Source organism: Burkholderia sp. BCC1644 (assembly GCF_902833225.1).
Taxonomy (GTDB): Bacteria; Pseudomonadota; Gammaproteobacteria; order Burkholderiales; family Burkholderiaceae; genus Burkholderia.
The window spans coordinates 613,568-637,726 of sequence record NZ_CADFEI010000002.1 but is presented as its reverse complement, the minus strand read 5'-3'; the positions used below and the strand labels follow the sequence as shown (position 1 = coordinate 637,726).

Here is a 24,159-nt window from a genome sequence, read left to right as displayed (position 1 = left end):
TATTTCATGACCACGAAGCCCAATTTCGTCATCATCGTCGCGGACCAGTTGCGTGCCGACTGCGTTCACGCGGTCCATCCCGCGACGCCCGTTCTCACGCCGAACCTGGATCGGCTCGCCGCCGGCGGCGTCGCATTCACGCAGGCGTTCGGACAACACAGCGTCTGTTCGCCGTCGCGCGTGTCATTCCTGTCGGGACAGTATCCGCACGTGGCCGGGCATCGCACGCTCGGTTACCTGCTGGGGCCGGACGAGCCGAATTTCTTGCGCGTCTTCAAGGAAAACGGCTATCACGTTGCGATGGCCGGCGGCCGCGGCGACTCGTTCGCGCCCGGCGCGACCGAGCGTTCGGCGCATGAGTACGGCTTCCTGCCGGAAGAGACGCGGCGAAGCGCGGCGGAATTCCTGCAGAGCAAGACGAAAGGAGATCCCGCGGACCCGATGGTGCGCGCGTTCTTTCGGGGGCAGCGTTCGCAGGAGCAGGCCGCGATCGAATACGACGAAGTGGTGATCCGCACGGCGGAGCATTGGCTTGCCGCTCCGCCCCGCGAACCGTGGGTGCTGTATGTCCCGCTGTTTGCGCCGCATCCGCCGTTCGAAGCGGAGGAGCCGTGGTTCTCGATGTACGACCGCGCCGCGGTGCCCGAGCGCGTCGCTGGCAGTGGCCGGATGCCGGCGTATGTCGATGCGCTGTCCAACGCGCATGGATGGGACCAGCTGACCGATGCGCAATGGCGGGAACTGCGCGCCGTGTACTACGGCATGGTGTCGAGACTGGATCATCATGTCGGCCGCGTGATGGAGGCGGCCGGCCGGGTCACCGAGCCGGGGCGCCTGATCACCACGTTCTTTTCGGACCATGGCGAATACCTCGGGGATTTCGGGCTCGCCGAGAAGTGGCCGTCGGGCGTGCACGAATGCCTGTTGCGCAATCCGCTGATCGTATCGGGCGCGTCCGGGCCGGACGTGGCCGGCACGACTTCGAACGCGATGGTCGAGATGATCGACGTGTTTCCCACGCTGCTCGAGCTGGCGGGGCTGGAAGCGACGCATGCGCACTACGGGAAGAGCTTCGCGCCCTGCCTTCTGGCGGCCGGGGAGACGCATCGGGAGCAGGTGTTCAGCGAGGGCGGCTTCCTGACCCGCGAAGTCGACCATTTCGAGCAGGCCGGTTTTCCGTACGACATCAAGGCGAAGCTGCAAAGCGGGCAGCCGGAGACCGTGGGCAAGGCCGCGGTCATCCGGACGCCGGAGTGGACGTATGTGTGGCGACTCTACGAGGCGCCCGAGCTGTATCGGCGCACGACCGATCCGAGCGAGACGACGAACCTGGCCGGCAAGCCGGAGTTTGCCGACATCGAGGCCGGGCTGCTGGAGCGCCTGTTGCGATGGCAAGTCGAAACGGCTGACGTCCTGCCCGCCGCGAAAGGCTCCCGTTTCCCGCCCGTCGATTTGCCGCGACCCGGCGAGTGGCGTGCGCAGGACGATCGATAGGCAATAACCGGGCGCGAAGGCGGCAGGTCAAGCGCGCATTCGCGTCCGGCTCGCACAAGGCTCGGAGAAGCCCGGTTCGATGCAGGCAGGTTGAACATGCAATTTAATAAGGATTATTAATTATTGGAGGAGCGGCGTGGTGAGGAGACTGACATTAGGCATGGTTGCGCTGGTGATTGGCGGAGGCGCGTACGCGCAGTCGAGCGTGACGCTGTTCGGCACGCTCGGCGGCGGCGTTCGATGGACCGATGGCGGGAAGGGCGGGCAGCAGGTCGGCTTCGACAGCAATCCGATTGCGGGCAACACCCTCGGTTTCACGGGCAAGGAGGACCTGGGCGGCGGAATGAGGGCCGTGTTCATGCTGCAAAGCGGCTTCAATCTGGGCACCGGTGCGTTGAAATCGTCGAATACGCTTTTCTCGCAGCGGGCGTACGTCGGACTGGAGGGCGGATTCGGCCGGCTGACGCTTGGACGACAGCTGAACGCCGCCGAAGATATCGGCGTTCAACTCGATCCGAACCAGGCCAACGGCTCGACGCTTGCGATGACGCCCGGCATTGTCTGGGGCGGCAATTTCTTTACGCTCGATGCCCGTTTTAACAACACGGTCAAATACGTCGGCCGGCTCGGCGGATTCGCGCTCAGAGCCAGTTATTCGCCGGGAGGCGTGGCCGGCGACTGGCACACGGGTACGAACCTGGCCGTCGGCGCCAGCTATCAGTTCCGCTCGCTGCTGCTCGCGGCCGCGTATCAGAAGACCTACAGCGCCACCACCAACCAGTGGGCGCAAACCGCAATGGGCGGCGCGACGTGGCAGCTCGGGCCGACGCGGCTGTACCTGAACTACAGCGCGCTGGCGGTTACCGCGGCGAGCGCGGCCGGCAGCAAGCGGCGCGACAACATTCCCGGGGTCGGCATCGTCTACCAGATCACGCCGACGTTGCAGTTCACCGGTGCCACCTATTACGACATGGCCAGCAATCTGAAAAACGTTGCCGGGGCGGATGGCCGGAAGACGACTTCGTACGCGATGCTCGAGTACTTCCTGTCGAAACGGTCGGAACTCTATGTGGAGTTCGACCGGAACGGCTTCTCGGGGGCCTACAAGAAGGATCCGACGAACGTATCGGCACTGAACCTGCGTCCCGACGGGCGCACGGTGAGCGGTGTATCGATCGGCGTCATGACGCAGTTCTAGAGATATTGCCCATGGCGTCGCGGCGCATGAAGCGGCGCGATGCCAGGGCATCACGGGAGAAACGACATGCAGGTTGGTAGAACGGGATGCCGCTGCCTTGCGGCAGCGATGATCGCATTGAGTGCGCTGAGCGCGGCGGCTCAGGAATCGCAGGGTGGGGCGGCATCGATGCCGGAAGCGGTATCGGCAACGGCGGCGGCAGCGTCAGCTGCGTCGGCCTCGGGCAGCGAGTCGCGCAAGGCGACGAAGGTGGCCGATCGCAAGTTGCGCAAACAGGTGGCGGGCGCGCTGGCGCGAACGAAACGCCTCGATTCGAGCCGCCTGCTGATCTTCGCGAAGTCCGGCGTCGTCACGCTGTCCGGCGAGGTGGCCGATGCCGAGCAGGCCGCGCTGGCCGTGTCGGCCGCGCAGCGCGTACCGGGCGTCGGCGAGGTGCGCAATCGGCTGCGCATCAGTCCGCAGACCCGCTGAGACGGGAACCCTTTGAATCATCGCATGCGTTGCATCGGGCATGGCGGCGCGACCGTTCCGGCGGCGCAACCCGCGTGAACGAGGCAGCCACGCACAACGCATCAAACGCAGAGTGAATTGAACCGATCATGAAAGCCATACTCGTGATGTACGACAGCCTGAATCGGCACATGCTGCCGCCGTACGGCAACACCTGGGTCCACGCGCCGAATTTCCAGCGGCTCGCCGACCGCAGCGCGACCTTCGAAAACTGCTATATCGGCAGCATGGCCTGCATACCGGCACGCAGGGAACTGCATACCGGGCGCTACAATTTTCTGCATCGCAGCTGGGGGCCGCTGGAGCCGTTCGACGATTCGATGCCGGCCATGCTGCGCAAGAAGGGCATTCATGCCCATCTGGCGAGCGATCATCCGCACTACTGGGAAGATGGCGGCGCGACCTACCACACGCGATACAGCAGCTGGGAATTCTTCCGTGGGCAGGAGGGCGACCCATGGAAGGCGGAGCTCGGGCCGCCTCCGATGCCGGCCCGGCTCAAGGGCGCGTTGAAGGAGACCTCGGCGCGGCAGGATTTCGTGAACCGCCAGTATTACCCGACCGAGGATCTCCATCCGCAAACGCTGACCTTCGATGCGGGCGAAGCGTTCCTGAGAAAAAATCACGACAAGGATTCGTGGTTCCTGCAGATCGAGACGTTCGATCCGCACGAGCCGTTCGCCAGCTATCCGAAGTATCGCGACCTTTACCCGGGCGATCGAGGCGACGCGCACTTCGACTGGCCGCCCTACGGCCCCGTCTCCGCCGGCGAGACGGACGGCGACATGCGTACCGCGCAAGCCGGGTACGCCGCGCTCGTGTCCATGTGCGACCGTTCGCTCGGGCGGGTTCTCGACCTGATGGACGAGCTCGATCTGTGGCGCGACACGATGTTGATCGTCTGCACCGACCACGGGTACATGCTCGGCGAACACGGGTGGTGGGCGAAAACGGTCCAGCCGTGGTTCAACGAACTCGCCAATACGCCGCTGTTCATCTGGGATCCGCGGTGCCGTCGGGCAGGCGTGCGGCGCCAGTCGCTCGTTCAGATGATCGATATCGCGCCGACGCTGCTCGATTTCTTCGGGCTGGAACCCACGCCGGACATGCAGGGCGGCGCGCTCGGGAAAACGATCGACGAGGACGTTCCCGTTCGCGAGGCCGCGCTGTTCGGCATGCATGGCGAACAGGTCAACGTGACCGACGGTCGTTACGTGTACATGCGCTCGGGCCCCAACCCGGACCGTAACGAACCGCTTTACGAATATACGTTGATGCCGACCCACATGCGGGAGATGTTCGGTGTCGATGAACTGCAGGACATCGAATTGTCGGAACCCTTTTCGTTTACGAAGGGTGTGCGGACGATGAAGATCGCGAGCCGGCCGATCGGGTATGCGTACCGTTCGGGAACGCTGCTGTTCGACCTGCATGACGATCCGAAACAGGAGCGTCCGCTGTACGACGAGTCGGTCGAACTGCGGATGGCCGGACTCATGCGCGACCTGATGCGGGCCAACGACGCGCCGGAGGAGCAATACACGCGGCTCGGGCTGCCGTCGACGGGCGCAATCGAGCCCGCACAACTCCTGGCACGCAGTCACGCGGATCGCGCGGAGCGGTTGCGCGCGCACCTTGCTGTCCAGGCACAGGCAATGCGCGCCGAGATCGAGCGCAAGCGCGCGGCGCAGGCCGCGCCGACGTCGGGTGGTTGACGTGCGATGCAATCCGGGGTTTGACATGCGGCGGCCGGCGGATACGGGGAAACGGTGGTCCGGCGAGGAGGAATATTGAGTAACGACAAGCATCGATCGTGCTGTCCCGGCGCGGGAAAACGCCAGCAACTGTCCGCCGTTTCGGCGCATGCGTGCGCATCGGGCACCCACAGCACGGGCGCCGGCATGCCGTCGAGGCGGGACATCGTCTGGTTCGAGGCAGGCAGGAGCTGGGTCGGCACGGATACGCCCGTCATCAAGGCGGACGGCGAGGGGCCGCGGCGGCGCGTCACGCTGCGCGCGTTCGGGATGGATCGTTATGCCGTCTCGAATGCGCGGTTCGCGGAGTTCGTCGCCGCGACCGGGTATCGCACGGAAGCCGAGCGCATCGGCTGGAGCTACGTGTTTCGATCGTCCGCCGTTTCGGCGAACCATCTGGTGGGCACCGCGGACGCGCCGTGGTGGCTGGCGATCGATGGCGCGAACTGGGCGGCGCCGGAGGGGCCCGGTTCGTCGCTTGCCGGACGCGAGCAGCATCCGGTCGTGCATGTGTCGTGGAACGACGCGTGCGCCTTCGCGGCGTGGTGCGGCGGCCGGCTGCCGACCGAGGCCGAGTGGGAGCATGCGGCAAGAGGGGGCGCGCAGGCGCGCCGGTATCCGTGGGGCGATGAGGAGCCGTCCGACGAGATGCAGTGCTGCAATATCTGGCACGGCGTGTTTCCCCATCTGAACACGTCGCCGGACGGGTATGCCGGCACGGTTCGGGTCGATGCGTTTTCACCGAATCCCGCCGGGTTGTACAACTGCAGCGGCAACGTGTGGGAATGGTGCGCCGATCCGTTCCTGACGCAGTCGTTGTCGAGCGCGGGAAAGGCCCGGAACCGTCAGGCGCTCGCGGAGCGGGAGCACACGCTGAAAGGCGGTTCGTATCTGTGTCATCGCGACTACTGTTATCGCTACCGCATCGCCGCCCGGACAGGCCGGCCGCGGGATACGTCGACCGGACACACGGGTTTCCGGATTGCGTACGACGCCGCGCACGAGTGACCGATGGCGCGCGAGCGGAGCGGCCGGACGTTCTTGAATGGCTCGACGGCCCGCATGCCGCAACGGTGGCGAATCGATCGTGGCACGCCGGCCATGTTCCCGATCGACGCCATGTCAAACCGTGTCGATGTCGCGGCGATGCACGGGAGGCCGGCCCGGTTTGCCGGGCCACGTCGCGTCATGTGGCTCCCTTGCCGTTCCGTCAGGCCTGCGAAAAATAATGATCGATGGCGGCATTCAAGGTAGATTGACGTTCTCGCGATCTCGAACGCCATGGAGTGCCGCGCATGTTGACCTATTCCGTTCAGAAAGTCGGCTACACCTTCGATCAGCTGGATCCGCAAGGCGCGACGGACTACGCGTCGTTCATGCACGCGTTCGATGCGTTCCCGTGGGTCGCGCAGCATGCGCAGTGGGACGACACGCAGACGGGCCCGTTGCCGGCCCTCGTGCTGCAGCATGCCGACGATCAGCGGGAGTTGTGGGTGACCGCGCTCAGCGATGCGCATGCGGCGGGCTTCCAGCTGTTCGCTGTCTCGATGCGGATGAAGAAGGGGCTGTTCGGTCTCGGAAAGGGCAAGCTGGAGCGGAACGTCGAAACGATCGACATCGAATCGCGCGCGGATGTCGACACGTTGTGCCGGCTGTTTTGCGATCGCCAGTACGACGAACTCGACCGGCTGGCGGCGCGGCATGCGGAGCGCAGCGCAACGGCGGCTACCGACGACAGCGACGATTGACCGCTGCGTCGTCTTCGCATCCGCATCGGGTGCGGCCGCACGCGCGATGCCGGCGGTCTACGTCTCTTCCTTGCCGGCCATCGCCGCGCGCGGAAACGTCAGCACGACCGCGAACCCGCCCGCGTCGGGAAACGCAAACCCGACGCGCCCGCCGTGCGCCTTCATCACTTCCTGCACGATCGCGAGCCCGAGGCCCGACCCCGTGCGCCGCTCGCTGCCGTCCGGCGCGATTCGTACGAACGGCTGCAATGCCGCGTCCCAGTGCTCGCGCGGAATCCCGCGGCCGTTGTCGGTGACGGTCAGCGTGACCGTGCCGTCGGCATTGCCCTTGGTCGCGACGGATACGACGATGTCGTCGGCATGGCCGTGCAGCAGCGCGTTGTGCAGCACGTTCGACAGCGCCTCCTGCAGGCTGATCGCGTCGCCGTCGATCCACGCCAGCGGCGCATCGCTCGCAAATGCCACGGCGACATCGCGTTCGCCCGCGAGCGGAATCGTGCGGCCGAGTACCTCTTTCGCGAGCGCGACGAGTTCGACGGGGTGCAGCGGCACGACCTCGGTGCGATGAATCACCATCGCGTGATTGAGCAACTGGCCGGTGAGCCGGCCGACGTCCGAGGAGGTCGCGCGCAGCGCGTCGAGCCGCGCCGCGTGACGCGCGGGATCGGATTCGCCGTCGAGCAGCTCGATCTGCGCGTCGAGCCGCGCAAGCGGCGTGCGCATCTGATGCGCGGCGTCGGCGATGAAGCGCTGCATCGCGTTGATGCGTTCGGCGAGGCGGCGCATCAGCCCGTTGATCGACCCGATGATCGCGTCGATCTCGCTCGGCGTATCGACGGCCACCGGCCGCAGGTCGGCCGGGTCGCGCGCGGCGATGATCGTGCCGATCTGCGCGAGCGGGCGCAGGCCGCGCCGGATCGCGAGGCCGCTTGCGCCGATCGCGAGCACGCTCATCAGCAGGATCAGCGTCCACACCTTGATGCTCATGTCGTTCGTGAGCTGCTGGCGGGCGTTGGTGGTTTGCGCGACCGTCACGAGCGCCCAGCCCGGCGTGCTTTCCTCGGGCATGTAGCGCGCGATCGTCGCGGTGCGGATCCGGTGCCCCTGGTAGACGGCATTCGCGAACGCGGGGCCCTGTTTCGCGGCGGCGAGCGTCGCGGGGCTCGCGAGATCGTTGTAGCCGGCCACGACGACGCCGCGCGAATCGACGACCTTGTAATAGACGAGGTCGTAGCGCGACAGCGTCGACAGTGCGGCCACCGGCGGATTCAGCGCGAGCACGCCGCCCTGTACGTAGAGATTTTCCGCGACCTGGATCGATGCGCCCGCAAGCAACTGGTCGTACGCGCGTTCGGCCGCGACGCCTGCGTAATATCGCGCGATCGCCGCGAGCGCGAGCGCGCCGGTCGCGACGACGAGCGCGATGAACAGCAGCGTGCGCCCGAACAGCGTCTTCGGGAACCAGTCAATGCGCGACAATCTGATACCCCATCCCGCGCGCGGTGCGGATCTCGACCGAGCTGCCCTGCAGCTTCTTGCGCACGCGCGTCACGTACTGCTCGACCGCGTTCGTGGTCGGCTCGTTGCCGAAGCTGAACAGCTGGTTCAGCAGTTCGTCCTTCGAGAAGATGCGCTGCGGCCGGCTCGCGAGGATTTCGAGCAGCGCGAATTCCTGGCGCGACAGCGACAGCGGCTGGCCGTCGAGTTCTGCCAGGCGGCTGCTGCGGTCGATCGCGAGGCCGCCGAGCGTCAGCACGTCGTTCGCATGGCCGCTGTTGCGGCGCAGGAGCGCCTGCACGCGCGCGTCGAGTTCGCGATAGTCGAACGGCTTCACGAGATAGTCGTCGGCGCCGAGGCCGAGGCCGCTCACGCGATCGTCGATCGCCGAGCGCGCGGTCACGAGCAGCACGGGCGTCGTGCTGCCCGACGCGCGCAGGTGGCGCAATACCGTGAAGCCGTCCATGCCGGGCAGGTTCGCGTCGAGCACGACGAGGTCGAAGCGCTCGACGCGCAGCAACCCGTGCGCGGTCGCGCCGTCGGTTTCGAGATCGACCGCGTGGCCGAGCCGCGCCAGGCGGCTGCGGATCGCCGCGCCGATTTCGGCATCGTCCTCCACGACGAGAATGCGCATGGTGCCGTTTTGCAGGTAGGTGGATTAGGGGTTTTCCCGAGGACGGGATGTCAGCATTTTCTCAGACTCGGTCGATAACCTGTGTCGAGCCGGAAGCAGCAGGCAAGGACGGCATTAATACCAGAATTATTCAAGGAGACGGCAACATGCAGCATGTCACGGGAGCGACGAACGTGCGACGCAGCGCGCCGGCGGCCTTCGCGTGGCCGTTTGCCGTCCGTCGCATGGCGGCGTGCGCATGACGACGTCGCCGCGCCGCCGCGCACTGATCGCCGCCGGTCTCGGCGTGCTCGCCGCGCCGGCGCTCGTGCGGGCGAAGCCGCGCACGGTGCGGATTTCCAAAGGCTATGGCGTGCTGTACCTGCCGCTGCTCGTGATGGAGAAGCAGCGGCTGTTCGAGCAGCACGCAGCGCGCCACGGCGTGCGCGACGTCGCGGTCGACTGGGTGCTGCTCGACGGCGGCAATTCCGTCAACGACGCGATGATGGCCGGCACGCTCGATTTCGCGGGCGCCGGCGCGCCGGGCTTCATCGAGCTGTGGGCGCGGGCCCGCGGCATTCCGAACGTCGAAGTGATCGGCATCAGCGGGCTGTCGACCACGTCGCTGTCGCTGAACGCGAACCGTCCGGGCCTGACGTCGCTGCGCGACTTCACGCCGTCCGACCGGATCGCGGTGCCGGGCATCCGCACGTCGCTGTCGGCCGTCGTGTTGCAGATGGTCGCGGGCCGGCAGCTCGGCCCGAAGCATTTCGCGCAACTCGATTCGATCACCGTGAACCTGCCGCATCCGCAGGCGATGCAGGCGCTGATCCGCCGCGAGAACGGCGTCACCGCGCACTTCACGTCGCCACCGTTCTCGACGCTCGAGCTGCGGCAGCCGGGCATTCATCGCGTCGTGAGTTCGGTCGACGTGCTCGGCCCGCTGACGCTCGACGTCGTGTTCGCGCCGAAGCGGCTCGTCGATGCGGAGCCCGCACTGGCCGTCGCGTTTCTCGGCGCGCTCGACGAAGCGAACCGCCTGATCGCGCGGGACCCGCGCGCGGCGGCTGCGCTGTATGCGGCGTCGTCGGGTGTCGGTGTGTCGCACGACGACGTGATGCAAATGCTCGCCGCGCCCGACACGCGCTTCTCGGTGCTGCCGAACCAGCTGATGGACTACGTCGAATTCCTGTACCTCGCCGGCACGATCAAGGCAAAGCCGCGCGCGTGGCACGAGATGTTTGCGCCGATGCTCGACGCCTACCGGTCGGGCTGACTGCCGCCGCCCCCATCCGGCGAGACATCCTGCGCTCGCGCGCTTGCCGCGCGAAGCGCCGATTCAACCGATACGCAACCGACCTGAAACCGACATGCAACCGATTCACGCAAGGAGCCTGAAGTGAACGCTACCGACACCCTGGACCCCGCGTCCGCCGAAGAACAGCGCATCATGTCGAAGATGGCGCGGCGCCTGCTGCCCATCCTCGTCGTGATGTTCCTGATCGCGTTCATCGACCGGCAGAACGTCGGTTTCGCGAAACTGCAGATGGTGCACAGCCTCGGGATGACGGAGGCCGCGTTCGGGCTTGCGTCGTCGCTGTTCTTCATCGGCTACCTGCTGTTCGAGGTGCCGAGCACGCTCGCGCTGCATCGCTACGGCGCCCGCGTGTGGCTCGCGCGGATCATGCTGACGTGGGGGCTCATCACGGTGCTGATGGGCTTCACGACGTCGATGCCCGCGTTCTGCGCGCTGCGCTTCGTGCTCGGCATCGCCGAGGCCGGCTTCTATCCGGGCGTGATCTACTACCTGACGCTGTGGTTCCCGCAGAGCTACCGCGCGAAGGTGCTCGGCATCTTCACGCTCGGCAGCGCGCTCGCGAACATGCTCGGCTCGCTGGTCGGCGGCGTGCTGCTGAGCCTGAACGGCGTGTGGGGGCTGGCGGGCTGGCAGTGGGTGTTCATTGCAACGGGCATCCCGGCCGTGATCGTCGCGATCGTCGTGTTCCGCGTGCTGCCCGCATCGGTGCGCGACGCCCGTTTCCTGGACGACCGCGAGAAACAGATCGTCGAGGCCGCGCTCGAACGCGAGAAGCCCGCGCAGGCCGAGCACGGCCAGCCGTGGAAGGCATTGCTCGATCCGCGCGTGATGCTGTTCGCGGCGACCTACATGCTGATGTCGACGTCGCTGTACGGCGTCACGTACTGGCTGCCGACACTCGTGAAATCGTTCGGCGTGTCGAGCACGACGAACGGCTTCCTGAGCATGCTGCCGTGGGCGCTTGCCGTGCTGCTGCTGGTGCGGCTGCCGGGGAAACTGCGCCGCGCGAAGAGCATCCTGCGCACGATCGCGATCGTCGCGGCACTGGGCGCGCTCGGTTTCCTGCTGAGTCTGGTGCTGCCGTCGACGCCGCTGCGTTTTATCGCGCTCGTGCTGGGCGGTGCGTGCATCCCGCTGCTGTATCCGTGCTTCTGGTCGATGCCGCCGCGTTATTTCACCGGCGCGCGGGCGGCGGCGAGCGTCGCGGCGATCAACTCGATCGGCAACCTCGGCGGCTTCTTCAGCCAGAACCTGATGCCGTTCGCGGGCAAGGTGACGGGCACCGCGTTCGGGCCGATGATCGTGCCGATCGTGTGCCTCGCGCTGCTCGGGATCGGCGCGCTGGTCGCGTGGACGCGCTCGGAGCGGGGGATGGTGGCGGCGCGGGTGTGAGGCGGCGCGTCGCTATCGCATCGTCAACCGGTTCCCGACGAACGTGAAATTGGCCGACGCGTGCGTATTCGACATCAGGTACTTGAGCGCCTTGATGTCGGGTGCGGTCGTCGTGAAGCGGTTGTCGCCGTCGAAGATGAAATCCCACGTGATGATGCTGCGGCTGCCGCCGGGATCGTCCACGTGGATTTCCCGCAGCGAGGCGAGCGGATACGCGCGTTCGTGCCAGTCGAACAGGTGCCGCACGTAGAGGTGATCCGGCGTCACGATTTCGTAGCGACGCAGGAACGGTGTCGCGATGACGAACACCACGGCGGTCAGGATCGCCAGCGAGCGGGCCGCGCGCCACACGACGGCCCGCGATACGCGGCCGCGCGGCTTGGTGCGGTAGCGCTGGTAAGCGGACGGTACGATCAGGCCTACGCCGAACCACCAGGCGATCGCAATGAACCCGATCGGCACGTTCATGAAAGGCACCGAAAAGGCGCCGACGAAGTTGGTCGGAAAATCCGTGAGCCGCGCGGTCGACACGAAGCCGAGCCCGATGTAGCTGCCGGCCGGATGCGGAATGAACACGGCCGTCGTCAGCGCCTGCAGCGCGAGCAGGACGGGCCAGCACAGCAGCGAGACGGCAAGCCAGCCGACTACGACGATGCAGAAGGAAAGGACATAGCTGCGAAGGGTTTTCATCGTGGCGAAGGGGGGGAAGTCCGGTCGGCCGGTGCAATGGAACGGCTGATGTGGAGGGGCGCGACGAATTGTAGCGTCGTGCCAGGGCCGGGACGAACAATGGCACCACGGGATGATGGCAAGCGCGAAGTGCCGAGCAGGAAATGAATCGCGGTCGGTGGGCCGTTGCGCATCAAGTCGATGCGCTACCATGCGTTGCAAATGCGACGTATGGAGCGAGAAAATGAAAATGACGATGATGAGTATGTTTCGCGATGGTGTTGCGCGCCGACGCGTGCAGCGCGAGTTTGTGGCACGCGGCCTGGCGTCGCGTGACGAGGCGCGACGGACCGGTGAATACATCGAGGCTGCAAGCGTTCAGGCGGAGCTCGAGCGCATGTTGAACGTGGCACGCGCGACGAAGGCGGGCGACTAAGCCATTGCCTTCGGCATTCACCCGGTTTACCTCCGCAAAACCCCATCCCCGCCGTGCGCGGCCGCAACAGGCGCACGCGTCAGCGGAATCTCGACCTCGACCGTCGTGCCTTCGCCGAGCGTCGTGGCGATCCGCAGCGTGCCGCCGACCAGATACGCGCGCTCGCGCAATCCCACCAGCCCGAACGACCCAGACTTGCGCGGCACGCCGGGATCGAAGCCCGCGCCGTCGTCGCGAATCGTCAGCGCGATCGTATCGCCGCCGTGCACGAGCTCGACGTCCGCATGCGACGCGGCCGCATGCCGCGCGACGTTCGCGAGCGCTTCCTGCGCGATGCGGAACACGGCCGTTGCATACGGCTCGTCGAGCTGCAGCTCGGGCGGTTCGACGTGCAGCGAGCACGCAATCCCGTGACGGTGCCGGAAATCTTCCACGAGCCATTGCATCGCCGCGGCGAAACCGAGGTCATCCAGCATCAGCGGGCGCAGATCGGACGCGATGCGTCGCGTCGCGGCGACCGCACCGCGCGCGAGCGTATGCATCGCCGCGATCTTGCGCGCGAGTTGCGCGTCGTCCTGCGGCACGCGGTCGATCAGCCATTCGAGATCGTTCTTCAGCGTCGCGAGCGTCTGCGCGAGTTCGTCGTGCAGTTCGCGCGCGATGCGGCGTTGCTCGGCTTCGCGCGCGCTGGCGCTGATCGCGGCAATCTCGCGCAGTTCTTCGCGTGACGCCTGCAGCGCGCGCTCCGCACGCACGCGCTCCTCGACTTCGCGCCGCAGATCGCGGTTCGACGCGCTCAGTTGCGCGGTGCGCGCGGCGACGCGCTGTTCGAGCCGTTCGTTCGCGTCGTTCAGCTGCGCGCTTTTCTGCACGACGAGCAGATGCTGATAGCGCGCGCCGGCCAGTGCGCGCACGGTTTGCGCATGCAGCCGGCCGTTCTCGAACAGCATCGCGAACAACACGACGCCGGACGCGACGAGGCCGTACGCGCGCCCCGCGTAGAAGCCGAGATCGTAGCGCCCGTGATTCAGCATCGACGACAGCGCGATGTCGAACAGCCACGCGACGAGCACCGTCATCACCCACAAGTCGAGCACGGAATGGCGGCGCCGCTGCCACCACATCAGCATCAGCGCGACCAGGTTCAGCCCCCAGACGACCGTGATCGCGTTCGTCATCGTCGCGGCCATCCGGTTGCCGTTCATGATGCGTGGCAACAGGTCGTGGCCGGCCGTCGCGAGCAGCGCGAGCGCGACCGTCGCGGCGACCGCCGACGCGATGCAGAACACCACCGGAATCGCCGCCCGGCGCTGCGGGGTGGGGATCGGGCGGGTGCGCAAGGTCGCGCGCAGCAGCGCATAGGCGGAAACCGCCAGCGGAAAGCCGCCGTGCCAGAACAGGTACAGCCACGCGGTGGTCTGGTCGCCGGCGCCGAGCAGGCCGTGCGGCGCGAACAGCCCGGGGAAGGTCAGCATGTGCGTGCCGGCCATGAAGCCCGTGAACAGGTAGCCGCCCGCGAGCACGAGCAGCGGCTTCTGGCGCAGGATCGCGTACTGGCCGAGCAGCAGGCCGGCCGTCACCATGTCGTTGACGACGATCGCCGACTGGTACACGGGAATGAACGCCCAGCCCGGCGCGAGCGGCATGCCCGCGAACGGCGCGAGCGCGGCGAAGATCACGGCCGACACGAGCACGGTCGCGAGCGCGAACCGCCGTTCGCGCCGGCCCGGCGGCAGCGACGACATGAACAGGCGCGACGCGTCCGGATCGTCGTCGTCCGGCGGCGCGGGCGGGAAGCGGAAGGCGGCCGTCATGCGTCGTTGGCGCCGGGGTCGAGGTCGTGGCGCACCGCGTAGCGGACCAGTGCGGCTTCGTGCGGCAGTTCCATCTTCTCGAGGATCCGTGTCTTGTACGTGCTGACCGTCTTCGCGCTCAGCGCGAGTTCGGACGCGATCTGCGTAACGGTCTGGCCGGCGACGATGCGGCGCATCACGTCGAGTTCGCGGGTGGACAGCCGCTCGTGCGGCAATGTCACAGCCGGCGCGCGCAGCGTGCGCGCGAGGCTTTCGGCTGCCGACGGGCTCACGTAGATGCCGCCCGCCGCGACCTTGCCGACCGCTTCGACGAGCTCGGCGGTCGCGCTGTCCTTCGTCAGGTAGCCGGTGGCGCCGGCCTTGAACGCGCGCGCGGCGTACTGCGCCTCGGCGTGCATCGTCAGCACGAGCGTGCGCAGCGACGGCGCATGGCTCTTGACCAGCCGGATCAGCTCGATGCCGGTCGGCGCGGGCATCGACAGGTCGAGCAGCAGCACGTCGGCGGCCGCGCGTTCGGCGAGCGCGAGCGTGGCCGAGCCGTCGCTCGCCTCGCCGACGATCTCGAAACCGCCGGCCATCTCCAGGATGTAACGCAGTCCGTCCCGCATGACTGCGTGATCGTCAGCCAGAATTACCCTGATCATCTAGCGGTCCTCTTCGGGATCACGCCGCGAACTGCTTGTCCGGTTATCGCCGCGGCTGTTCTTCTGACCAATATATTCCGTCGAATCCGAAAACGGTACTCATCCGGGAAATTTTCGAGATAGCTGGTCGCGGAATGTGTACTGAAACGAAATAATCGACGGGAAAGCGCATGGCGGGTAGTGCGCGACGATAAGGGTATTCCCTGATCGTTGCCATGCCTGGGCTGGACCGGCGCGGTGCGACGCGAACCGCGTCTCGAAGCGCTACGAATCGGGACTAAACTGGTGCCCGATGCCACTACACCCACCGGGGAGCCCCGCAATGATCGACCTTGCCGATATCCTGCCGTCCGCGTTACCCGCCGCCGTCGCGTGGGCCGAAGCGGAGGCGGCGCGCGGGATCGCGCAGGGCACGCCGCTGACGCCGGCGCAGGCCGACGATGCACGCACGGTGGGCGTTGCCCGGCCGGAACGGATCCGCGTGGTGATCGTCGATCGCATGCCGTTCCCCGAGACGCCAACGCTTGCCGCGATCGCCCGCGACACGGGGCTGCTGTCGCCGGGGACGATCGGCCTGACGCTCGGCCATGCGGTGTACGTGCTGCGCGGGCAGGACACGCGCCGCCTGCTGACCCACGAATTCCGTCACGTGCATCAGTACGAGGCCGCCGGGTCGATCGGCGCATTTCTGGCGCGCTATCTGCAGGAGATCGCGACGGTCGGCTACCACGATGCGCCGCTCGAGGCCGATGCGCGGCAGCACGAGTTCGATTGACCGCTTAAGCCGGCGCGACCGCGCGCACCCTGCCATGACCGTTCCCCCTGCCATCGCCGATCCGGTGTTCGTCCGCCGGATCGTTTCGCCACGGGGCGCGCGATGAGCGACACGATCCACGCGTGGATCGGCGCGATCGGCGCGCATCCGCTGCTCGTGCTGGCGATCGTGTTCGTGACGGCGTGCGCCGAGGCGATCGCGCTGATCGGCACGGTGGTGCCGGCCGGCGCGGTGATGTTCGCGGCCGGGGCGCTGATCGGCGCCGGCGCGCTCGACGGGTGGACGACGATCGGCGTCGCGGCCGTCGGCGCGGTGGTCGGCGACGGGATCAGCTACGAGCTCGGGCGGCACTATCGCGGGATGATCCGCAACGTGTGGACGCGCTTCGGCTATGCGAACGCGTATGCGCGCGGCGAGGAGTTCGTGCTGCGTCACGGGATGAAGAGCATCGTGCTCGCGCGCTTCCTCGCACCGGTGCGTGCGGTCGTGCCGGTCGTCGTCGGCTGCGCGACGCTGCCACGCCGGTCGTTCTATCCGGTCAACGTCGTGTCGGCGCTCGTGTGGGCGCCCGTCCACGTCGCGCCGGGCATCCTGTTCGGCGCATCGGCCGCGCTGGCCGCGGCGATCAGCGTGCGGGTCGCCGTGATCCTGCTGGTCGTCGCCGCCCTGGTCGCGCTCGTGTGGATCGGCGTGCGCGTCGCGCTGCGGCGCGGCTGGCCGTTGCTGCGCCGCGCGCTCGTCGAAGCCGTGCACGCATGCGCGCGCCGCTGGCCGCGGTTCGGCGCGCGGCTGCACGACGCGATCGCGCATCTGCGCGGCCTGCCCGGTGCGGTGCCCGTGCTCGCGCTGCTGTTCGTCGGCTGCGTGTGGCTGTTCGCGGGGATCGTGCAGGATGTCGTCGCGAACGATCCGCTGATGCACGCGGACATCGGGCTGTATGCGTTCCTGCAGAACCTGCGCACACCGCCCGTCGACGCCGCGATGAGTGCGCTTGCCGTGCTGCACGGGCACGATACGGGGCTGATCGTCGCGGCCGCGTTTCTGGTCTGGCTGATGATCCATCGCTGCTGGCTGACTGCCGCGTGGTGGCTCGCGACGGTCGGTGTCGCCGTCGTGCTCGTACCGGCGTTCGGCGCGGGTGTGCCGGGCGCGACGCCCGCGAGCCTGCCGCCCGGCGCGCTGCACGTACCGCTGCCCGATGCAGATGCCGCGTTCGCGATTCTCGCGAGCAGCGGCCTCGGCTGGGTGATCACGCGCGACCGGCCCGCGCTGTGGCGCATTCCGGTCGTGACGGCGGTCGTGCTGTGGATCGTGCTCGGCGGTTTCGCGCGGCTGTACGTCGGCGATACCTGGCTGTCGGGGCTGCTCGGCGGATGGAGCCTCGGGCTGGCCTGGTTCGCGCTGCTCGCCGGCGCGTATGCGTACTGGCGTGTGCGCGAGCATGTGCAGCCGCGGGGCGCGCTCGTCGCGGTGCTCGTGGTGCTCGCGACGGCCGGCGTATGGACGGTCCCTGCACAATGGCAGCTCGATCGCGCGGCGCGCCCGCATGTCGGCGACGTGGTCGCGATGACCGTCGACCAGTGGTTGCGCGGCGGGTGGCAGCGCGTGCCGACGCGGCGCACCGAGATCGGCGGCGACCGCGAGGAATATCTGCCGCTGCAATGGAGTGCGACATCCGACACGCTCGACCGGCATCTCGCGCAGGCCGGCTGGCAGCGCGCGACGCCGTGGTCGCCGGCCACCGCGCTGCGCTGGCTGTTGCCGCAGGCGCCGGCCGATGCGCTGCCCGTGCTGCCGCGCTACACGCACGGCGAAAGCACGCGCCGCGTGTTCGTGCGCGTCGATCCGGCCCACCCGGACAGCCGCCTCGTACTGCGGCTGTGGCGCTATCCGTACGTGCTGCAGGACGCGCTCGGCATGCGACCGCTGTGGTACGGCGCGCTGTATCGCGAGGCGCTGCACCGGCCGGCGCGCCTGATGACGATCGTGCGCACGACGCCGATCGACGACGCGGCGGCGATCGCGCAGGCGCTGGCGGTCGAGCCGACGATCGAGCGTCCGCCGGCGGGGATGACGGCCGCGCCGGCCGAGATGCTGCTCGTGTGGATGGTCAGGCCGTGAGCGGGAGGGTGCCGCTCATGCGTGCGCGGGCTGCGCGGGGACGACGGACAGGCGCAGGCCGACGGTCTTGAGCACCGCGAGCAGGGTTTTCAGCGTCGGGTTGCCGTTCGGGGACAGCGTGCGATACAGCGATTCGCGGCTGATGCCGGCTTCGGCCGCGACCGCGCCGAGCCCGCCGTAGGCTTCCGCGACCGTACGCAGCGCGAGCAGGCCGGCCGCGCGATTGTCGGGATCGTCGAGCGACTCCATCGCGACGCGCAGATAGGCGACCGCGAGTTCGCGGTCGGCGCCGAGTTCGACGACTTCGGCGTCGTGGTGCGATACCGCGCCTTTGAGTTTGGTCATGATTGCCTCCGTTTCCAGTTCGACCAGTGTTCCTTGGCGCGCCTGATGTCGTCGGGTTGGCTGTGCTTGTCGCCGCCTGACAGCAACAGTACCAGTGCGCCGCCATGCCGCCCGAAATACACGCGATAGCCGGCACCGACGTGGACGCGCAGTTCGATCACGCCTTCGCCGACAGGCTCGCAATCACCGAAGTTGCCGGTTTGCACGCGGCGCAGGCGTTCACGAATCCGTGCCTGAGCGAGCTTGTCGCGCACGGCGTTCAGCCATTCGGTGAAGGGCTCGCGACCATCGTCGCGCTGGTAGCGAAGAAGTTCGAACTTGGAGAGCATTGTAACTTATAAGCTACGCGAAAGGTGGGTGGAAATGGAGGGGGTCGTGCGAACTGCCGGTTGGTGCGCGCAGCGTCGTACGCACATTGGCGAGTCGGGGCGACACACAACGCCGCATGCGTGGCAGTTGCAGTGCATGCGGCATCTTCGAGGGGCGGGATTTCAGGCAGCGAAACCGGCTTCCCGGACGACGATCATTCTTTCATCCGGTGTGCCGGGTGACGATTCGGCCGAATGGCCAAAGTCGACGGCCCGATGACGGGCGCGCGGTGGGCAGGGTGTGCTGGAGGGAATGGCGCGAAGGGCAAACCTGTCGGCGCCGGCACATTGCGTGCCTGGCGAGCCGACAGGCCTTCGTGCGTTACTGCTTCGCCGGCGCGGCCGTCGCGACCTTGTCGAGCGCGGCCGGAATGTACGTGTCGAGCTGCGCGGTCACCGATTCGTAGAAATCCATCGGCTTGCCCCACGCGTCGGGTACGTCGAGGTGCTTCCCGGACGCATACTCGGCGAGCGTGAACACCTTGCCGGCCGCCGACGGATAGAGCGCGAGCACCTTCTCCTTGTGCTTGTCGGTCATCGTCAGGATCACGTCGGAATGCTTGACGTCGTTCGCGTTCAACTGCACCGAGCGGTGCGCGGACGTGTCGATGCCGCGCCGCTTCATCAGGATCACACCGTTCTCCTCCGGTTTTTCGTCGTACGGATCCTCGTCGACCGCGCGCGAGATCACCGCGATGTGCGCATGGCGCTGCGCGATCAGCTGGCCCGCGATCGCTTCGGCCATCACGCTGCGCCCGGTGTTGCCCGTGTCGACGAACGCGACTTTCTTCGGCTCGTCGGCGAACGCCGACGTCGCGCACTGGATGCCGACGCAACAGAGCAGCGCAAGTGCGTTGAGGGTGTGCCTTCTTTTCATGATGTCTCCGCCTGAGTGGGGTGGTGGTCGCCCCGGCCGCGCGCCGGGGCTTGCGGAGATCATGACGGCCGCGCGTGACGGAAAAAAATAAAGCGCCGTTTTTCGCAAGACGGTGTCGCTTTGCTGCAAGCGGGCGCGGCGATACGCGCATGCGCGGATCGCCACGCATCGCCGCCCGATCGTCATGCCGTCGCAGCCACCCGTTCCACCGCAAACGCCGCCAGCGTCCGCAACGCATCGCGCGCCGACCGCAGGTAAAACGCCTGCAGATGAAACACGTGCCAGCGCGCCGCATGAATCTCCAGCCGGCATGGCACGCCGCACGCGCTCGCGTGATCGGCCAGCCGCTGCGCGTCCGACAGCAGTACCTCCTGGTCGCCGGCCTGGACCAGCATCGGCGGCAGGCCGCGCAGGTCGGTGTCGAGCGGGCCGCGCGCGGCGGCCGAGCCGGCGCCGTGGTACCAGCGCAGCCCCTGTTCGAGCCAGCCGCGCCGGATCATCGGATCGTCGTGGCGGCGCGAGGCGAGTGTCGCACCGCCGAGCGCCGGGTCGGTCACGGGCGAGATCAGCAGCAGCGCAGCGGCGGCCGGGTCGCCGCGCTCGCGCAGCGCGATCGCGAGCGCAAGTGCCAGCGCACCGCCGGCCGAGTCGCCGGCGATCACGATCCGGTGCGGCGCATGACCTTGCGCGCGCATCGCGTCGTACACGGCCAGCGCATCGTCGAGCGCGGCCGGGCTCGGGTGTTCGGGCGCGAGCCGGTAATCGGGCACCCACACCGGCAGGCCCGCATCGTTCGCGAGCCGCGTCGTCACGCCGCGATGCGTATGCGGCCCGCCAAGGCAGAACGCGCCGCCATGCAGATACAGGATCGCGCCACCCGTATCGCCGCGCTTCGGCGCGACGACTTCGACCGGCACGCGGTGCGCGGACAGGCGGTAGCGCAGCGTGCCGCCCACGCCGGGCATCAGCGGCGACAGCAGCGCGACGACACGGCGCTGCATGCGCGCGCCGAACGGCGGCCCGATCAGCGGCCGGAACGCGACGCGCAGGAAGCCGCGCAGCGCAGCGGCGGCGAGCGCCTCCAGCCCGCCGGCAGGTGGCGCGACCACCGCGCCGCGCGTCGGCGCGGCCGGCTCGGGCAACGGACGCGTGAAGCGATACGCGGACATGCCGGTGAACCGCGTGATCCACCGGTAGGTCAGCGTGAAGCCCGGCCAGTTCGTGCTGTTGTGCCCCGATGCATCGACGTACCAGCTCTGGCAGCCGCTCCACACCGAACCGGCGAGCCGCTGCTGCACGTGCGCGTTGAAGCGCCGGTAGCGGCGCGCATCGACGTCGATCTCGCGCGAACCGTCGCGTCGCATCGCCCGCACGCAGCGCATCACGTGCGCGATCTGGCTTTCGAGCATGTAGACGATCGAGTTGTGCCCGAGGTTGGTGTTCGGGCCGTACAGCATGAAGAAATTCGGGAAGCCGGGCACGGTGAGCCCGAGATAGGCCTGCGCACCGCGTCGCCACGCGTCGTTCAGGTCGAGCCCGTCACGGCCCGTGATGCGCATCGGCGACAGGAACTCGGTCGCCGCGAATCCCGTGCCGTAGACGATCGCATCGACCGGATGATGGACGCCGTCGACGGTTTCGATCCCGTCCTCGGTCACGCGCCGGATCCGTTGCGTGACGAGTTCGACGTTCTCGCGGCTCATCGTCGCGAGGTATTCGCTCGACAGCAGGAGCCGCTTGCAGCCGATCGGGTAGTCGGGCGTGAGCCGTGCGCGCAGCGCGGGGTCCGGCACGTCGCGCGCAAGCAGCTTGCGGAACGGTCGGCCGACCGCTACTTTCATCAGCCCGTGCAGGCGCGTGAACGCGATCGCACGCGATTCGTAGCGCACGTAGATCGAAGCGCGGTGCAGCTTCATCGCCCACGGCATCCGGCGAAACAGCGCCTGCTCCCACGGGCGATACGCGCGGTCGGGGCGCGGTATCACGTAGGCCGGCGAACGCTGGAACACGGTCAGGTGCCGAACGCTGCCGGCGATCGCCGGCACGAACTGGATCGCCGACGCGCCGGTGCCGACCACGGCCACGCGCTTGCCGGCGAGCGAATAGTCGTGATCCCAGTGCGCGGAGTGGAATGCACGGCCGCGGAACGTGTCGATGCCGGGCAGGTCGGGCATCGCCGGACGGCTCAACTGGCCGGTGCCGCTGACGAGCATGGCGGCGCTGAGCGTCGTGCCGTCGGCGAGCGTGACGTGCCACAGCGCGCGGGCTTCGTCGTAGCGCGCGTGCTCGACTTCGGCGCCGAAGCGCAGGTGGCGCGCGAGGCCGTACTTGCGCGCGCAATGCTGCAGGTACGCATGGATTTCCGGTTGCGGCGCGAACACGCGCGACCAGGCTGGATTCGGTTCGAACGAGAACGAGTACAGGTGCGAAGGCACGTCGCACGCGGCGCCCGGGTAGCTGTTGTCGCGCCATACGCCGCCGACGTCGTGCGAGCGTTCGACGATCACGAAATCGTGGATGCCGGCGCGTTGCAGCGCGATGGCCATGCCGATGCCGGCGAAGCCGGCGCCGATGATGATCGCGGCAAGCGGCGCGGCGGAGCCGGCGGAACGGGAAAGGTCAGGCGACAGCATGGCGGGTTTCCTCGGGCTGGACGACATCGTGCGTGGCGCACGCGGCAAGAACGGCGTCGCGCTTCGTCGACGGACCGACGGTTTCGGCATGCGACCGCGCGGGCACGCGGCGCACGCCGCGCATCAGGTCGACGGCCTTCTCGGCAATCATGATCGTCGGCGCGTTGGTGTTGCCGCCGATCAGCGTCGGCATCACCGACGCATCGACGATGCGCAGCCCCTGCAGGCCGCGCACGCGCAGTTGCGGATCGACGACGGCCATTTCATCGTGACCCATCCGGCACGTGCCGACCGGGTGATACACGGTGTCGGTGCGCCGCCGCAGCACGTCGCGGATTTCGTCGTCGGTCGTCACGTTCGCGGTGAACAGGTCGCGCGTGAGCCAGCTCGCGAGCGCCGGTGCTTCCATCAGCCGGCGCGTGATCCGGAAGCCCGCGACCATGTCGTCGACATCGCGCGGATCGTCGAAGAACGCGGGATCGATGCGCGGCGCCGCGAGCGGATCGACGCTGTTCAGCGTGACCGAGCCGCGGCTGCGCGGCCGCAGCAGGCACACGTGGCACGACAGCCCGTGGCCGGCGTGCAGCTTGCGCGCATGATCGTCGACGAGCGCGACGACGAAATGCAGCTGGATGTCCGGCGCGGCGAGATCGGCACGCGTTTTCAGGAAGCCGCCGCCTTCCGCGAAATTCGACGTCAGCATCCCGCGCCGTTCGCGGCGAAAGCGCGCGAACTCGCGCAGCATCCGCAGGCCGCCGCGCGCGGACACGCCCATCGTGTCGACGCTGCGTGTGCGATAGCCGAAGATGAAATCCGGATGATCCTGCAGGTTGCGGCCGACGCCGGGCAGGTCGGCCTGCACCGCGATGCCGAGCTGCTGGAGTTCGCGGCCCGGGCCGACGCCCGACAGCATCAGCAACTGCGGCGTCTGCAGCGCGCCGGCCGCGAGCACGACTTCGCGCCGCGCGCGCAGCGTGCGGACTTCGCCGTGCTGCCGCACCTCGACACCGATCGCGCGCGTGCCGTCGAACAGGATGCGCAGTACCTGCGCGTGCGTCTCGACCGTCAGGTTGTCGCGGCGGCCGAGATGCGGCAGCAGGTACGCGCGCGCCGCGCTCCAGCGTTCGCCGTGCTTCTGCGTGACCTGGTAGATCCCGATGCCTTCCTGCCGCGCACCGTTGAAATCGTCGGTGAGCGGCAGGCCGGCCTGTTGCGCGGCTTCCAGGTAGCGCGCATGGAACGGGTTGCCGGTGCGCAGGTCGCTGACCCACAGCGGGCCGTCGCGGCCGTGCCACGCATCGTCGAAGCGTTCGTTGTGCTCGCTCAGGCGGAAGTACGGCAGCACGTCGTCGTACGCCCAGCCTTCGTTGCCGAGCGCGGCCCAGCCGTCGTAGTCGACGCGATGGCCGCGGATATAGACCATCGCGTTGATCGCCGACGATCCACCGAGCGCCTTGCCGCGCGGCTGGTAGCCGATGCGCCCGCCGAGCCCCGGCTGCGGCACCGTGTCGAACGCCCAGTTGTTCAGGCGTGTGGGCATCATCGCGACCGCGCCGGTCGGCACGTTGACGACCGCGCTGTCGCCGCGGCCGCCGGCCTCGAGCACGCAGACGGTCACGGCCGGGTCCTCGGTCAGGCGCCCCGCGACGACGCAGCCGCCCGACCCGCCGCCGACGACGATGTAGTCGAAAGTCTTGCTCATGGAATCGTCTCCTTTCTTCGGTAGTCGATGGATCAGTCGGCGCGCGCCGGCAGGCGGGCGCAGGCGGCGCATCTGCGTGCAAGGCGGGCGGCGGGTTCGGTCGGGCGACTCGGTCGCATGGTGTCTCCTCCTGGGGCGATGGCGTCGTTCGGACGACGACTGGATGACGCCGATGGTGCGGGCCGCATGGGAAAACACCAATGCTGCTTGGGGACAATTGTTTTAGTATTTGGGCCAAATCGGCGCTTCGA

21 protein-coding genes are annotated in these 24,159 nt (G+C 67.9%); 11 read left to right on the top strand and 10 right to left on the bottom strand.

The genetic code is table 11. The features are described 5' to 3' along the window. The first annotated feature begins 6 nt into the window (after positions 1-6). From HWX87_RS06255 to HWX87_RS06230, 6 genes are all read left to right on the top strand, one after another. Entirely contained in the window at positions 7-1,494 is a 1,488-nt protein-coding gene (locus tag HWX87_RS06255) for a sulfatase-like hydrolase/transferase (protein ID WP_176046283.1), read from the top strand. Positions 1,495-1,654: 160 nt separating this feature from the next. Further along, positions 1,655-2,692, top strand: coding sequence for a porin (locus tag HWX87_RS06250; protein WP_176046282.1), 1,038 nt, complete (start codon positions 1,655-1,657; stop codon positions 2,690-2,692). A 66-nt stretch (positions 2,693-2,758) separates the two neighbouring features. Next, positions 2,759-3,163: a BON domain-containing protein gene (locus HWX87_RS06245; protein ID WP_244137605.1), complete on the top strand. Its 405-nt coding sequence runs from the start codon at positions 2,759-2,761 to the stop codon at positions 3,161-3,163. Between the two features lie 128 nt (positions 3,164-3,291). Continuing rightward, the gene (locus HWX87_RS06240) at positions 3,292-4,917 is read left to right on the top strand and encodes a sulfatase (RefSeq protein ID WP_176046281.1); all 1,626 of its coding nucleotides are present in this window, start codon (positions 3,292-3,294) and stop codon (positions 4,915-4,917) included. 186 nt (positions 4,918-5,103) lie between these two features. Continuing rightward, a complete protein-coding gene (locus tag HWX87_RS06235; protein ID WP_176046280.1) occupies positions 5,104-5,964 on the top strand; it encodes an SUMF1/EgtB/PvdO family nonheme iron enzyme in 861 nt (286 codons plus the stop codon). Between the two features lie 287 nt (positions 5,965-6,251). After that, positions 6,252-6,704, top strand: a complete 453-nt coding sequence (locus HWX87_RS06230) for a hypothetical protein (RefSeq protein WP_176046279.1) — start codon at positions 6,252-6,254, stop codon at positions 6,702-6,704. Between the two features lie 57 nt (positions 6,705-6,761). Here HWX87_RS06230 and HWX87_RS06225 read toward each other — a convergent pair whose 3' ends face one another. Beyond that, positions 6,762-8,183, bottom strand: a complete 1,422-nt coding sequence (locus HWX87_RS06225; protein WP_176046278.1) for a sensor histidine kinase — start codon at positions 8,181-8,183, stop codon at positions 6,762-6,764. Beyond that, positions 8,170-8,835: a response regulator transcription factor gene (locus HWX87_RS06220; RefSeq protein WP_176046277.1), complete on the bottom strand. Its 666-nt coding sequence runs from the start codon at positions 8,833-8,835 to the stop codon at positions 8,170-8,172. The genes HWX87_RS06225 and HWX87_RS06220 overlap by 14 nt, the downstream gene beginning before the upstream one ends. Before the next feature lie 238 nt (positions 8,836-9,073). On the opposite strand from HWX87_RS06220, the gene HWX87_RS06215 reads away from it, so the two are divergent. Next, complete coding sequence (locus HWX87_RS06215) at positions 9,074-10,090, top strand: ABC transporter substrate-binding protein (RefSeq protein WP_176046276.1); 1,017 nt, start codon at positions 9,074-9,076, stop codon at positions 10,088-10,090. A gap of 123 nt (positions 10,091-10,213) precedes the next feature. After that, positions 10,214-11,524: an MFS transporter gene (locus tag HWX87_RS06210; protein WP_176046275.1), complete on the top strand. Its 1,311-nt coding sequence runs from the start codon at positions 10,214-10,216 to the stop codon at positions 11,522-11,524. Positions 11,525-11,536: 12 nt separating this feature from the next. On the opposite strand, the gene HWX87_RS06205 is transcribed toward HWX87_RS06210, so the two are convergent. After that, positions 11,537-12,214 (bottom strand): hypothetical protein, encoded by a 678-nt coding sequence (locus HWX87_RS06205; protein ID WP_176046274.1) that lies wholly within the window; start codon positions 12,212-12,214, stop codon positions 11,537-11,539. A gap of 223 nt (positions 12,215-12,437) precedes the next feature. Between HWX87_RS06205 and HWX87_RS06200 the strand changes: the two genes are divergently transcribed. Then, the gene (locus HWX87_RS06200) at positions 12,438-12,629 is read left to right on the top strand and encodes a hypothetical protein (RefSeq protein WP_279612950.1); all 192 of its coding nucleotides are present in this window, start codon (positions 12,438-12,440) and stop codon (positions 12,627-12,629) included. Positions 12,630-12,655: 26 nt separating this feature from the next. Here HWX87_RS06200 and HWX87_RS06195 read toward each other — a convergent pair whose 3' ends face one another. Both HWX87_RS06195 and HWX87_RS06190 read right to left on the bottom strand, forming a co-directional pair. Continuing rightward, a complete protein-coding gene (locus HWX87_RS06195; RefSeq protein ID WP_176046273.1) occupies positions 12,656-14,443 on the bottom strand; it encodes a sensor histidine kinase in 1,788 nt (595 codons plus the stop codon). Continuing rightward, the gene (locus HWX87_RS06190) at positions 14,440-15,087 is read right to left on the bottom strand and encodes a response regulator transcription factor (RefSeq protein WP_176046272.1); all 648 of its coding nucleotides are present in this window, start codon (positions 15,085-15,087) and stop codon (positions 14,440-14,442) included. The genes HWX87_RS06195 and HWX87_RS06190 overlap by 4 nt, the downstream gene beginning before the upstream one ends. Before the next feature lie 322 nt (positions 15,088-15,409). Between HWX87_RS06190 and HWX87_RS06185 the strand changes: the two genes are divergently transcribed. Together HWX87_RS06185 and HWX87_RS06180 are read left to right on the top strand one after the other, a co-directional pair. Beyond that, the gene (locus HWX87_RS06185; RefSeq protein ID WP_176046271.1) at positions 15,410-15,862 is read left to right on the top strand and encodes a hypothetical protein; all 453 of its coding nucleotides are present in this window, start codon (positions 15,410-15,412) and stop codon (positions 15,860-15,862) included. A 102-nt stretch (positions 15,863-15,964) separates the two neighbouring features. Further along, complete coding sequence (locus HWX87_RS06180) at positions 15,965-17,983, top strand: LssY C-terminal domain-containing protein (protein WP_176046270.1); 2,019 nt, start codon at positions 15,965-15,967, stop codon at positions 17,981-17,983. A gap of 15 nt (positions 17,984-17,998) precedes the next feature. On the opposite strand, the gene HWX87_RS06175 is transcribed toward HWX87_RS06180, so the two are convergent. The 5 genes from HWX87_RS06175 to HWX87_RS06155 all read right to left on the bottom strand — a co-directional run bounded on the left by HWX87_RS06175 (position 17,999) and on the right by HWX87_RS06155 (position 23,908). After that, the gene (locus tag HWX87_RS06175; protein WP_176046269.1) at positions 17,999-18,328 is read right to left on the bottom strand and encodes a transcriptional regulator; all 330 of its coding nucleotides are present in this window, start codon (positions 18,326-18,328) and stop codon (positions 17,999-18,001) included. Next, positions 18,325-18,657, bottom strand: a complete 333-nt coding sequence (locus HWX87_RS06170; RefSeq protein WP_176046268.1) for a type II toxin-antitoxin system RelE/ParE family toxin — start codon at positions 18,655-18,657, stop codon at positions 18,325-18,327. The genes HWX87_RS06175 and HWX87_RS06170 overlap by 4 nt, the downstream gene beginning before the upstream one ends. Before the next feature lie 361 nt (positions 18,658-19,018). Next, a complete protein-coding gene (locus HWX87_RS06165) occupies positions 19,019-19,573 on the bottom strand; it encodes a protein tyrosine phosphatase (protein WP_176046267.1) in 555 nt (184 codons plus the stop codon). Between the two features lie 182 nt (positions 19,574-19,755). Next, the gene (locus HWX87_RS06160) at positions 19,756-22,206 is read right to left on the bottom strand and encodes an alpha/beta hydrolase fold domain-containing protein (protein ID WP_176046266.1); all 2,451 of its coding nucleotides are present in this window, start codon (positions 22,204-22,206) and stop codon (positions 19,756-19,758) included. After that, positions 22,193-23,908, bottom strand: coding sequence for a choline dehydrogenase (locus tag HWX87_RS06155; RefSeq protein WP_176046265.1), 1,716 nt, complete (start codon positions 23,906-23,908; stop codon positions 22,193-22,195). Before HWX87_RS06155 ends, HWX87_RS06160 begins: the two co-directional genes overlap by 14 nt. Positions 23,909-24,159: the final 251 nt, after the last annotated feature.